The organism is Amycolatopsis sp. cmx-4-61, from assembly GCF_046548775.1.
Lineage (GTDB): Bacteria > Actinomycetota > Actinomycetes > Mycobacteriales > Pseudonocardiaceae > Amycolatopsis.
Genome location: NZ_JAEBEI010000003.1, coordinates 443,761 through 456,958, shown reverse-complemented (window position 1 = coordinate 456,958; position 13,198 = coordinate 443,761). Strand labels below are relative to the sequence as shown.

Below are 13,198 nucleotides of genomic sequence, written 5' to 3'. Positions count from 1 at the left end.
GAGTGAGGACACATGCCGCTGAATCCGCACGCGCTGGCCCACCGCGATCCCCGGTTCGCCGATCAGCGGTGGCTGCTGGACCTGGTCATCGAACTGCTCGGCCCGGAATGGGACCAGGACCGGTTGCACTACCTCTCCGCTCCGGTCAGCGCGGACCACAAGGGCGCCGTCCTCGGTCTTCGGAATTCGATCCGCAAGCTGGACGACTTCACCCGCGAGATGGTCAAGCTCGCCCGTCACTTCGAACGCCGTGGCGCCGGGCAGCAGCGGTCCGGTCATCCCGTTTCGGCGAGCGACGACTACTTCACCGCCGCGATCCTCTACGGCGGCGCGCAGTGGCCGATCTTCACGAACACCGAACTCAACGTCGTGCTGGAACAGAAGAAATCCGACTGCTACACCGCCTACACCGCAGGTGCGGACCACCACGTCGAACCGGTCGAGATCCCGTACGGGGAGCAGTCGCTGGCCGGCTGGCTGCACCTGCCGGCGGGATCGGCCGGCCGGCCCGGCTCGCTGCCCTGCGTGGTGATGCTGTCCGGAATGGACGGTTTCAAGGAGATGAACGTCTTCGCGTCCGCCGACCGCTATCTCCGCCGGGGCATGGCGGTGCTGTCCTTCGACGGCCCGGGACAGGGCACGTCGCTGGTGCGGGAGATCTGGTACGACCCGGACGACTACGGGCAGGTCGGCACCGCCGCCTACGATCTCGTCGCGGCTCGGCCGGAGATCGATCCCGGCCGGGTCATGCTGTGCGGGGTCAGCCAGGGGTCGTTCTGGGCCACCCAGATGGCGGCCGCCGAACCGCGCTACTGCGCGTGCGCGGTGATGTTCACCTGCTTCGACCCGGGTAACGCCACCATGCTCACGACCCATTCGCCCACGTTCCGGCAGCGTTTCATGTACATGACCGGCACGTCGAGTGTGGCGGAGCTCGAGGCGAAGCTGGCCACCATGACCGTCGCCGGCCTCGGCGCGCGCATCTCCATGCCGTACCTGGTCGTCATGGGCGAGGACGATCCGCTGTGCGACCCGGTGGACACCTACGACCACCTCAACGAGGTCTCCGGTCCCAAGGAGCTGCTGTTCTACATCGGCGAGCACCACGCACCGGTCACCCGCACCGCAGGCAGGCTCGGCCCGGCCGTGTTCCTCGCCGTCGCCGACTGGCTCGCCGACCGCGCCGCCGGCCGGCCCGTCACGTCCCGGCACGTCACCATCGACTCCCTCGGACGCAGCCATATCGAGCCATGGGGCGAGCACCGGCACTACACCTACGGCGCGCCGCTCGACCCGCAGACCCTGTTCAAGGACGGCCCCGAAACCGGCTTGGCCTGAGTACATCGACACTTCCCAGGAGCGACCATGAAGGCTGCCGTCCTGCACGCGCCCGGGGACGCCCCCCACTTCGAGGACGTCCCCGAGCCGGAACCGGGGGAGGGACAGGAAGTCCTGCAGGTGACGGCCTGCCCACTGACCAACCTGGACCGGATGCTCGCCGCGGGTACGCATTTCGCGTCGTCCGCGAACCTCCCGGCGGTCTGCGGCACCCTCGCGGCGGGCAGGTTCTCGGACGGCACCCGGGTGCTGTTCCGGTCGCCGGGCGGCGCCATGGCCGAGCAGGCGGTGGCGGACCGCGCGTTGTGCACGCCCATCCCGGAAGGCTTGGCCGACGACCTGGCCGCCGCGGTCCAGAACCCTGGCGTGTCGACATGGGCCGCCCTGGAATGGCGGGCCAAGCTGCGGCCGGGCGAGCGAGTGCTGGTCCTCGGCGCGACCGGAGTCGCCGGCCGGATGGCAGTGCAACTTGCCCGACGCCTCGGCGCCGGCCGGGTCGTCGCCGCCGGACGCAACGCCGGTGTCCTGGCCGCTCTTCCGGGCATCGGCGCGGACGCGACCATCCGACTCGACCGACCCGACGACGAGCTGCGGGCGGCGTTCCGCGCCGAAGGAAGCTTCGATGTCGTCCTGGACTACCTGTGGGGCCGGCCGGCCGAGGTCTTCATCAGCACGCTGGGCCACACCGACATGGTGCTCAGGTCCGCCTGCACCCGCTTCGTCCAGGTCGGCTCGACGGCCGGAGCCGACGTCTCCCTCTCGGCGGACCTGTTGCGCAGCAGCGGACTGGAGATTGCCGGGTTCGGCACCGGTAACGCACCTCCGGCGGCCGAACTCGACCGTCTGCGCGGTCAGGTCATGGACCTGGTGGCAAGTGGCGACCTGCGGATCGACGTCCGGCGGGTCCCGCTGGCACAGGTCCGGGAGGTCTGGAATCTCGACCAGCAGGGGATCAGGACGGTCCTGATCCCCTGATGGCCCCGCGCCGGCGCCGCCACTACAGGAGGATGTCGTCGCCGGTGGTGACTTCGACCAGCATTGCGCTCCAGGCGGCGACGGGGCTGACCGTGAACAACACCACGTGATCTCCGGTTCGCCAGCGGTTCGCGGCCAGGGTCGTGTCCAGGTTCAGCACCGCGTCCGCCGGACCCAGGTGGCCGTGGCTCCGGAGGTTCCGCGCGCAGGCGTCTTCCATCGCCACGCCGAGAGCTTCCTCGTAGAAACGCAGCGTGGCGAGGGAGAGGTTCTGGCACACGTAGCCGGCGATGTCCTGCTCGCGCAGGCCGCTGCGCTCGAGCAGACGGCCGTGTATGGCGCGGAGCCGGTCGCGGGTGTGCAGGGCCAGCCGGAAGCTGTACTTCGGGACGTCGGCGCATTCTTCGCGCCAGCGCGAGACCGGCACGTCCCGGTAGTCGACGTGGAACAGGTCCGCGTAGTCGCCGTCGGTTTCCAGGACCGCGTCGAGGATGCGGACGGGTCCGTGCCGGGACAGGACCGCCGCGAAGCCGCCGTCGCCCTGCACGGTCACCGGGTGGCGGTAGCGCCGGGTCGTCGGGGGCTTGCTGCCGTGGGCCACCAGCACCGTCGAAAGACCGGCGTCGGCGCACAACAGGCCGCGGGCGGTCAGCACGGCCGGGGCGATCGACGCGCAGCCCAGACCGCCCACCGAGAACGACAACGCGCGCGTCGCGCCCAGCGCGGCCTGCACCGCGGTGACGTCGGAGGCCAGCAGCGTTCCCGGCACCCGGGGCTCGATGAGGATCAGGGCGTCCAGCTCCGCCGCCGTCAGGCCGGCCCGGGCCAAGGCCCGCCGCGCGGCCTGCACCGCGAGGGTGCGGCTGTCCGCCTCGTCGTCGGCCGGGACCCGCTCGATGCCCAGCTCCGCGCAGAACTGCCGCTCCGGCTCGGACAGTTCGCGCAGTTCGGGAAGATCGGCGACGGCGATCCGCTGTTCCGGCAGGCACCAGCCGGTCGCCCGGATCGCTACGGCCGGCACGACTGACCCAGGCCGGCGAAAGCCGCCGCCACGTCGTCGGCCAGCACTTCGATCTCCTCGCGGGTGAAGCGGGCGTCGTAGAAGACCGACACGGCCAGGCAGCCCTCCCGGACGGCGGAGATCAGCACCAGCGAAAACCGGTCGGTGACCGACCGCGGCGGTTCGGGATAGAGGTCGCCGCGGACGGTGAAGGCGGTGAGCCCCGAGTCCAGCCCGCTGCCGTCGTTGCCCTGGTGGCCGAGCATGATCGCCGGTTCCGGCAGCGACCGCAGCTCGGTGGTCGCCGTCGACGCGGGGCTCAGGTGCCGCAGGACGCCGTAGCCGACGCCGTCGTGCGGGACGGCGCGGAGCGCGGCGGCCACCGCGGGCAGGCTGGCCGCGGGGCCGCCGGCCGGATCGACCGGCAGCACCACCGGGTGCAGGCTCGTGTACCAGCCGACGGTGGCGCCGCGTTCGGCCGGCCGGTAGGGGTTCGGCGTCGCGGCGCCTTCGACCATCGCGGCGACCTGCGAGGTGTGCTGCCACCGGGCCACTCCGCACGCCAGTGCGCAGATCGCCGCTTCCTCGCCGGCGAAGCCCGGCGGCATCGCGACCTGCCGGTGCACCGACCCGCCGTCCCCGGCACGGGCCGGTTCGCGCACCGGCGCCGAGGCGCCGGCCCGCAGGGTGGCGGTCCAGTGGGGCAGCTCGGCCGCCGCCGTGTCTGACCCGGCCATGGCCCGCAGGTGCCCCGCCCACTGTCGCCAGGCCGGTGGGCGTCCGGCGGGCGGCGGGGCGCCGGGTGACCGGCGCACGGCGGCGTCCAGGTCGTCGAACAGCACCACGGCGGACATGCTGTCGGAGACGAAGTGGTGCAGGACCAGCAGGACCAGCGGGACCCGGCCGGGTCCCCGGTCGTAGAGCCGAGCGCGCAGCACCGGCCCGGCCGCCAGGTCGATGGCCGCGCTCAGCTCCGCGCAACCGCGCTCGATGGCCGCGTGCTCGTCCTCCTCCGCCAGGGGCCGGACGTCGAGCAGTTCGTTCTCTTCCGCCGCGACGCAGGCGAAGTACGGCCCGAAAGCGTTGTGCCGCAGGCGGAAGCGCAGTGGCTCGTGCAGCGCGGCCAGCTCCTGGAAGGCCGTCCGCAGCGTGCCGTGATCCAGGTCCCCGGTGGCCTCCAGGACGTGTGCCTGGACGAAGCCGGGCACGACGTCGAGGAACTGGTGCATGATCGGGCTCAGCGGCACGGACGTGGCCGGTGGCGTGCCGGTGGCCGGGTCCGGCGGGGCGGACTGGGCCACCAGGTCCCGCAGGGTGCGGTGACGCAGCAGGTCCTGGGGGCTGAACCGGATACCCGCCTTCGCCGCGCGCGTGCCGAAGCGGATGCCCAGCAGGGAGTCCCCGCCGAGCTCGAAGAAGTTGTCCTGCGGGCTGACGTCGTCCAGGCCGAGCAGCTCGGCGCAGAGGCCGGCGACGACCTGCTCGGCCACGCCGAGCCGGCCGGCCGGGCCGGCCGGCCGCGCCGGGAGCGTGCCCACGGCCTGCCGCGCGCGTTTGCGGTCCAGCTTGCCGTTGACGGTGGTGGGCAGGCTTCCGGTGACCAGCACGTGGTCGGGCACCAGGTAGGCCGGGAGCGCGGCGGCGGCCCACGCGGCCACCTCGGCAGGCTCCGGGGCGGGTCCGCGGGGCACGACGTGGGCGACCAGGCGGTGGCCGCCGGTGGCGGTGGGCGCGCCGACCACCAGCGCTTCCGCGACGGCCGGGTGCCGCCTGAGCACCTGCTCCACTTCGGCCGGTTCGACGCGGTAGCCGCGGATCTCCACCTGGTCGTCGGCGCGCCCGTGGAACTCCAGTGCCCCGCCGGGCAGGCGCCGCCCGAGGTCGCCGGTGCGGTACATGCGCGCCCCCGGCGGTCCGGCGAACGGGTCGGCGACGAACCGGGAAGCGGTCAGTCCGGGCAGTGCGTGGTACCCGCGGCCGACCACGGCCCCGCCGATGTGGATCTCGCCCAGCTCGCCGTCGGGAACGGGACGGCCGTCCGCGTCGAGCAGGTGCACGACGGTGTCGCTGATCGGCACCCCGATGTCCGGCAGCGCGCCGCCCGCCGCGGGCGCCACGTCGCCCGCGGTCGCCACGATCGTGCACTCCGTGGGGCCGTACATGTTCAGCAGCCGGAACGGCAGCCGTGGGCCGGGGCGCACCCGCAGCTGGTCGCCGCCGGTGGTGAGCACCCGCAGCCGCAGCCCGGCGGGCGGGTCGACCTCGGTGAGCAGCACGTCCGCCAGCGGGGTCGGCAGGAACGCCGCGGTGGTGCCGTGCCCGGCCATCCAGTCCAGCAGGTGGCCGGGGTCGCGGATCGCGCTGTCGGCGAGCTGCAGGGTGGCGCCGGGATCGAGGGCGGCGAAGACCTCCATGATGGTGGTGTCGAAGCTGGGCCAGGCGCCCTGCAGGACCCGGTCCGCGCCGGTCAGCCCCAGCTCGTCGCGGTACCACCGGATGACGCCTTCGAGCTGGCCGTGCTCGGTGGCGCAGCCATGGGGACGGCCGCTCGAGCCGGAGGTGTAGCAGACGTAGGCCAGCGCGCGCGGGACGAAGGCCGGGTTCAGGTCTTCGTCGTCGGCTTCGGTGGTGACGGCGTCGACGACGAAGGGTTCCGCGCCCGCCGGCGCGCTGTCGACGCTCCGGCCGAGCACGACGGCGGAAGCGCCGATGTCGGCCAGGATCGCGTCGACGCGGGGCCGCGGGGAGGCCGGGTCGACCGGGACGAAGGCGCCGCCGGCCTTGGCCACGGCCAGCCAGCCGGTGACCAGGTCGGCGTCGCGGTGGGCGAGCACGGGCACCGGGACTTCGCCGGTGACGCCGGCCGCCACGAGCCGCCGGGCGAGCCGGTTGGCCCGCCGGTTGAGCTCGCGGTAGGTGAGGCTGCCGTGCTCGTCGACGACCGCCGGGTGGTGCGGGCGTCCGGTGGCGTGCCGCGCGACCCGGCGCCAGAACGGCACCGGCTCCGCGGCGGCACGCGCCCGCACCGGGTGCGACCGGCCGAGCCGGCGGCCGGGGTCGGCCAGCACCTCCGCCAGCAGGGCGGTGAAGCGGCCGGCGAGCCCGGTGGCGGTACTCCGGTCGAACAGCGCCACGGCGTACTCGACGTAGCCGTGCATGGCGCCGTGCCCCTGCTCGACGACGCCGAGGGTGAGGTCGAACTTCGCCGTGCCGGGCGCGACGCCGGACAGGATGCCGCCGGACTGCCGGTCGCTGTCCAGCCCGGGCAGCTCCGCGACCTGGGACGGGGCGTTCTGGTGGGTGTAGGCGACGTCGAAGACGGGATGGCGGGCCGGGTCCCGCCGTCCGCCGAGCGCGGAGACGATCTTCTCGAACGGGATGTCGTGGTCGAGCACCCCGGCGGCGGTGCGGGCGCAGCGGGCGACGAGGTCGGTGAACGACAGCTCGCCGGTGACCTCGGTGCGGAAGGGCAGCGCGTTGTTGAAGTAGCCGATCAGGCCCTGGGTGTCGGGGTGGTTGCGCCCGGACGTCGCCACGCCGATCGCCACGTCCTCCCAGCCCGCCCAGCGGTGCAGCAGGGCGGTCAGCGCGGCGAGCATGGTGATGAACGACGTGACGCCGTGACGCCGGCCGAACTCGCGGACCTGTTCGGCCAGCGCGGCGTCCACGGTGAACTCGACGAAGTCGCCGTCGAACTCGCGCACCGGCGGCCGGGGACGGTCGAGCGGCAGTTCGGCCCGCCGGAGCCCGGCGAGCCGCTGCCGCCAGTAGTCCAGCCCCGGTCCCGAAGCGCTGGACCAGCGGGCGCGTTGCCAGGCCGCGTAATCGGCGTACTGGATGGGCAGCGGCGCCAGCGTGTCCGGGCGGCCGCTGCGGCGGGCCTGGTACAGCTCGGCCAGTTCGGGGAAGAAGATCGACGGCGACCAGCCGTCGAAGACGATGTGGTGCCAGGTCAGCAGCAGCACGTGGTCGTCCGGGGCCAGTGTCAGCAGCCGGCTGCGCCACAGCGGCCCGGAGGCCAGGTCGAACGGGCGGGTCGCGGCCTCCGTGACCAGTTCGGCGACCCGCCGGGTGCGCTCGGCTTCGGGCAGGCTGCTGAGATCGGTGACCGGCAGACCGGGCGGCGGCGCCGAGTCGAGGGCGAAGGGCTCGCCGTCGCGGCTGGGCAGGCGGCTGCGCAGGACCTCGTGCCGTCCGGCCAGGTCCCGCACCGCGCCGGTGAGGGCGGCCACGTCCAGCGGTCCGGTGAAGCGCAGGTCGACCGGGATGTTGTAGAGCGGGCTCTGCGGGACGAGCCGGTCGAGGTACCACAGCTGCTCCTGCCCGAACGACAGCGGCAGGTCGCCGCCGCGGGGGACCGGCGTGATGGGCGTCAGGAGGGGGCTGCGTTCCGCCGCGGGCAGGTGCTCGCGGATCCGCCCGGCCAGCCGCGCGAGCGTGGGGTGCTCGTAGAGGTCGGTGAAGCCCAGCTCGACCCCGAACTCCCGCTCGATGCCCCGCAGCACGGTGATGCCGGCGATCGACGTGCCGCCCAGGGCGAAGTAGTCCGCGTCGCGGTCCACGTCCGGGACCTTCAGCGTCCGCGACCACACGGCGGCCAGCCGGCGCTCGACGTCGGCGTGGCCGGCACCGGGGGCAGTGCGGGGCCGGGCGGGTTCCGGAGTGAGTTCCGGGGCGAATTCCGGAGTGGGTTCCGTGGCGGGTTCCGTGCCGCGGGTGTCCGCGGCCGGGCGGTACCAGCAGGAGACGGGCTCGAAGGGGTACGTCGGCGCCGGGATGCGCGGCAGGGCGGTGCCCGCGTAGTGGCGTGCCCAGTCGATGCCGGCGCCGAGGGTGTAGAGCCTGCCGAGCCGCTCCAGCAGGAACCGCCGTCCTGCTCCGTCGCCGCAGGAGACGACGGGCAGGTCGGTCAGCGGGCGGATCGCCTCGGACAGCCGGGCGTCCGCGCCCAGTTCGACCAGGACCGCGCCGTCACGCTCGAAGCCGGCGACGGCGGCGCGCAGCCGGCCGGGGTCGATGCCGTGGCCGGGCTCCGCAGCGCCGCCGGCCTGCCTGGCTTCGGCCAGGGTCAGCGTGCCGCGGACGACGCCGATCACCCGGTTTCCGGTGCCGCAGCCCACGAACCGGCCGGCGGGCAGACCCAGCGAGGCGAGCTGTCGGTACCGGGCGTGCAGAGCGGACACTTCCGCGTCCACAGTGGACGAGTCAGCGGTTTCCTCGCCCGAGAACAGCAGGACCACCGGCCTGGCCGGGGGTGACGGCCGGTCCGGCACGCTCGCCGTGCCCAGTGCGTCGGCCAGTGCGTCGGCCAATTCAACGGTGCTGTCCACCACGAACGCCAGCCGGTGGCCGTGGTCGTCGCGGCCGCGGTTGAGCACCTGCGCCACCACCGGAAGCGGATGCGTGGTCTCGCGCAGGAAGCCGGCCCAGCGGCGGCAGCAGCGCCGCAGCGCGGCCGCCGTCTTGGCCGACAGCGTGACCAGGTGGGGTCCGGCGGCACCCGGGTCGTCGCCCTCGGACGACGGCACGGGCGGCGCCTGCTCGACGACCACGTGCACGTTGGTGCCGGTCAGCCCGAAGGAGCTGATCCCGGCCCGGCGCGGCAAACCGTCCGAAGTGGACCATTCGGTGGCCCGCGCCGGAACGGTGACCAGGCCGCCGAAGTCCAGCTGCGGGTTCGGGGTGGTGAACCCCGCCGTGGGGTAGTGCATCGCTTCCCGCACGCTCAGCACGGCCCGGAGCAGCCCGGCGAGCCCGGCGGCGGCGTCGAGGTGCCCGACGTTGCCCTTCACCGAGCCGATGGCGCACGGCGGGCGGCCCGGGGCGGAGCCGGACAACGCCAGCCGCAGTCCTTCGATCTCCACCGCGTCGCCCAGGGGCGTGGCCGAGCCGTGGCACTCGACGTACCCGAGCGCGGCCGGCTCGGTGCCCGCGTCGCGGCACGCCGTGGTGATGGCCGCCGCCTGCGCCTGCGGGCTCGGCGCGGCCATGCTGAGCGCGCGGTGGCCGTTGTGGTTGACGGCGACCCCGGTGATCACCGCGTACACGGTGTCCCGGTCCGCCACCGCGTCGGCCAGCCGTTTCAGGACCACGATCCCGCCGCCTTCGCCGCCGGCGGTGCCGTTGGCGCGGGCGTCGAACGGGCGGCAGGTGCCGTCGGGCGACTCGACGCCGCGCAGCGGCACGTGCCCGCTGCGCGGCGACAGCACCGGCTGGACGCTGACGCCACCGGCCACGGCCGCGTCCACCGCACCGCCGCGAAGGTGCTGCACGGCCGTGGCCACCGCGGCCAGGCCGCTGCTGCACGCGGTGTCCACCACCAGGGCGGGGCCGTGCAGGTCGAAGACGTACGCCAGCCGCGCGGCCGCGGCGGCGGGCAGCGAACCGAGGATCTGCTGGGGGTCGAAGCCGCGGTACAGCGTCTGGTAGGCCGTGTTGTGCGTCCCCAGGAAGACGCCGGTCTCCGATCCGCGCAGGGTGCCGGGTGCGAGGCCGGCGTCCTCGAACGCCTCGTACGCCAGCTGCAGCAGCATCCGCTGGTGGGGGTCCATGATCTCGGCCTCCCGCCGGGACAGGCCGAAGAACTCGTGGTCGAACAGGTCGATCCGGTCCAGGTAGCCCATCGGCAGGTAGTCGACGCCGGTGGCGGCGCCGGTCCACCGCACGCGCTCTTCGCCCGGCGCCCGGATGGCGTCGCGGCCGGCGCCGAGGTGGTCCCGGAACCGCGCCGGGGTGTCCGCGCCGGGGAACCGGCAGGCGATGCCCACGATCGCCACGGGGCCGGGGTGCACGCTCATGGATTCCTCACAGCTCGATGTCGTCGTGGCCGGGGGCGCCGGCCGGGGAGTGCTCCAGCAGCTCGGCCATCGCGACGATGGTGGGGTACCGGAACAGCCGCGCGAGGGGGACCGGGACGCCGCACAGGTTTTCCAGGCGCCAGCGCAGTTCCATCAGGTTGATCGAGGAACCGCCGACGTCGAAGTAGTTCTCGTGGATGCCGACGACGCGGCCGCCGAGCACCGCCGCCCACTGCGCCTGCACGGACTCCTCGGCCGCCGTGCGCGGCTGCTCCCCGGGGGCGGGCGGCACGTCGGGGACGGCGGGCAGCGCCAGGCGGTCGGTCTTCCCGCCGGGTGTCCTGGGCATCGACGGCAGCCGCGTGATCCGGGACGGCACCATCGCCGCGGGCAGCCGGTCGCGCAGCCACGCGCGCAGCGCCGCGACGTCGAGGTCCTCGCCCGTCACGGTGACGCAGTAGGCCGCGATGGCCGGATCCCCGGCGGTGCCGCCGTCGCACACGACGGCGGCTTCGGCGACCTGGGCGTGCTCGGCGAGCACCAGCTCGATCTCGTCGAGCTCCACCCGCGTGCCCCGGACCTTCACCTGGCGGTCGGCGCGGCCGTGGAAGTGCAGGACGCCGGTCGCGGACCGGCTCACCCGGTCCCCGGTGCGGTACATCCGGGTGCCCGGCGGCCCGAAGGGATCGGCGACGAACCGCGACGCCGTCATGCCCGGCGCGCCGAGGTAGCCCAGCGCGAGGCCCGCGCCGGCCAGGTACAGCTCGCCGACGCGGCCCGCCGGCACCGGGCGGAGGTGCCGGTCCAGGACGTGGGCGCGGGTGTTGGACAGCGGCCGTCCGATCGGCGGCGGGGCCGAGCCGTCGTGCCGCCACCAGGTCGCGAAGACCGAGGTCTCGGTGGGACCGTAGACGTTCACCGGGGTGAACGGCAGGTCGCCGGGGAACGCGGCCAGCTTGTCCCCGCCGACCAGCAGGCAGCGGAGGTGCTGCGCGCCGGACAGCGCGCCGCTGTCGAGCAGGCGCCTGCCGGTCACGGTCGGCAGGAAGCACGTGTCCAGTGCCTCCCGCGTGATCCACCGGCTCAGCGAGCGGAGGTCGCCGCGCAGGCTGGGATCGGCGACGCAGAGGCAGCCGCCCAGGCACAGCGTCGACCACAGCTCCCAGACGGAGGCGTCGAAGGCGAGGCTGGCGAGCTGCGCACAGCGCCTGCCTTCGACGGGACCGAAGGTCAGCTCGTGCCAGGACACGAGGTTGACCAGGCCGCGGTGGGTGAGCACCACGCCCTTGGGCCGTCCGGTGGAGCCGGAGGTGTAGACGCAGCACAGCGGGTCCTCCGGCCGGGGCGCCCGCCGGACGGCGGGTGCGGCACCGGTGGCCGTTCCCGCCGTGTGCAGCGTGCGGAGGTCGTACCGCGGCACGCCGCCCGTGTCGGGGCGCAGCTCCGGGTCGGTGGTCAGGACCAGCCGCGGCCGGCAGCCGGCCAGGATCACGCGCAGGCGGTCCGGCGGGACGCCGGGTTCCAGGCTGACCGAGCAGACGCCGAGGCGCGCCATCGCGAGCAGGGCTTCCGTGGCGCCGGTTCCGGGCTTGGCGACCAGGCACACCCGGTCGCCGTGCCGCACTCCGGCCGCGGCCAGCTGCCCGGCGATCCGTTCGGCTGCCGCGTCGAGGCCCCCGTAGGTCAGGGTCTTGCCGAGCCACCGCAGCGCGGGCGCGCCGGGGTGACGGCGGACGCGGTCGGCGAACAGGTCGGCCACGGTGCGCTCGGCGGGACAGGGCCGGGCGGTGTCGTTCCGGTCCGACGGCTCCCCGGCGTCCGGCCAATGCGTCCATAGTGGACTGTCCGGATCCGACGCGACCGCGGTGAGCAACGCGACGACGTGGTCCCCGGTTCTCTCGTCCACGCCAGACTTCCCGCGTCGGTGCACGAGCACGTCGAGGCCGCCACCCCGGTGCCGGAACTCGATCACCGGGTCTGCCGGGGGACATTCGCCGTCCAGGACGACCACGGCGTGCGGTGCGCCGGCGCTCTCCGCTCCGGCGGGCACTTGGTCCAGCAAGGCCGTGAACGGCCGCTCGTCGTCGACCGGGCAGCACCGCACCGCGGCCGTCCCACCATGGAGCACGGCCGTACGGACGTCGTCGCCCGCGCACCAGGCCAGTACGGCGTGGACACCGGCAGCGAGGGTGGCCGGCAGTGTCGTGCCGTGCCGTCCGGCGAGGGCTCGCAACGCGGTGACCGTGCCCGCGGCCAGCATCGGCCCGTCGGCGGCGGTCACGGTCGTCCCGCGGCTTCCCGCACGCCGGGTTCCGCGTCACCACGCCGTTCCGGCCACCGCGTGAACGGGATGACGAGCGTGTCACGCCAGCCGTGTTCCCCCGCCGGTTCGATCGCCGTGACGTCGTGGCACAGCTCGCGGTCCCGCAGCACGATCCCGCGTCCGGCCGGGACGACGGCGGCGAAGAACGGCTTCCCCGCCCGGTCGTCCAGCGTGGTCAGCCGGAGCTCGCCGCCGGTGACCCGGTGCCGGTCGAACACGCCGATGAAAACGAGCTCGTGCCCGTCCTGGTGGGGTCCCTCCGGGACGACGACACCCGGGTTCCCCGCGGTGGCCAGCACCCGGATCTGGTGGACGTCGGCCTGCCACGCCACGCCGGTGTCCAGGGGAATCCGCTCCGCGATCCAGTGCAGGTAGCCGGTGAAGTCCGCCGTGAGCGGGGCGTAGTCGCGGGCGATGCCGCCGACGAGCCGGTTGAACTCGCGTGGGGCGACGTAGGGGCGTGGCGGCAGCCGCTCCACGGTGAACCCGGCCGCCGCGGGCGTCATCCGGTACTGGCCGAAGCGGCGGTAGCGGCTGTGCCCGGCGTACTTGTCGAACTCCAGGTGGTGGAAACTTTCGCGCAGCGCCGGAGCCGGGGCCGGCAGGTCGAGCAGCGCGAATCCGCGTTCGTCGAACTCCATCGGGACCCTTTCCTCGACGTGCGGGCACTTGCGGCGCACCGCTGGGCACGCAACCGCGTCCTTCACCCCAGAATCACCGCGGCCGTGCACCGGAAGAACGGAATGCCCGGCGTCGTCCACCGGG

General features: G+C 74.1%; 6 protein-coding genes. 2 read left to right on the top strand and 4 right to left on the bottom strand.

Going from position 1 to position 13,198, the window contains the following annotated elements; translation table 11 throughout:
* The first annotated feature begins 12 nt into the window (after nt 1-12).
* Nucleotides 13-1,338 carry an alpha/beta hydrolase family protein gene (locus ACLJOU_RS14550; RefSeq protein ID WP_410567502.1) on the top strand — a complete coding sequence of 442 codons (1,326 nt, stop codon included), beginning with the start codon at nt 13-15 and terminating at the stop codon, nt 1,336-1,338.
* Nucleotides 1,339-1,365: 27 nt separating this feature from the next.
* On the top strand, nt 1,366-2,313 hold the full coding sequence (locus ACLJOU_RS14545) for a quinone oxidoreductase family protein (RefSeq protein ID WP_410567500.1): 948 nt from the start codon (nt 1,366-1,368) through the stop codon (nt 2,311-2,313).
* Between the two features lie 22 nt (nt 2,314-2,335).
* Here ACLJOU_RS14545 and ACLJOU_RS14540 read toward each other — a convergent pair whose 3' ends face one another.
* Genes ACLJOU_RS14540 through ACLJOU_RS14525 form a run of 4 tightly spaced genes read right to left on the bottom strand, consistent with a single transcriptional unit; the run spans nt 2,336 to nt 13,074 of the window.
* Entirely contained in the window at nt 2,336-3,334 is a 999-nt protein-coding gene (locus tag ACLJOU_RS14540) for a 3-oxoacyl-[acyl-carrier-protein] synthase III C-terminal domain-containing protein (RefSeq protein WP_410567499.1), read from the bottom strand.
* Nucleotides 3,322-10,110: an amino acid adenylation domain-containing protein gene (locus ACLJOU_RS14535; RefSeq protein ID WP_410567497.1), complete on the bottom strand. Its 6,789-nt coding sequence runs from the start codon at nt 10,108-10,110 to the stop codon at nt 3,322-3,324. Before ACLJOU_RS14535 ends, ACLJOU_RS14540 begins: the two co-directional genes overlap by 13 nt.
* Before the next feature lie 7 nt (nt 10,111-10,117).
* Complete coding sequence (locus ACLJOU_RS14530) at nt 10,118-12,391, bottom strand: non-ribosomal peptide synthetase (protein WP_410567495.1); 2,274 nt, start codon at nt 12,389-12,391, stop codon at nt 10,118-10,120.
* A complete protein-coding gene (locus tag ACLJOU_RS14525) occupies nt 12,388-13,074 on the bottom strand; it encodes a 2OG-Fe dioxygenase family protein (protein WP_410567494.1) in 687 nt (228 codons plus the stop codon). The genes ACLJOU_RS14530 and ACLJOU_RS14525 overlap by 4 nt, the downstream gene beginning before the upstream one ends.
* Nucleotides 13,075-13,198 lie beyond the last annotated feature (124 nt).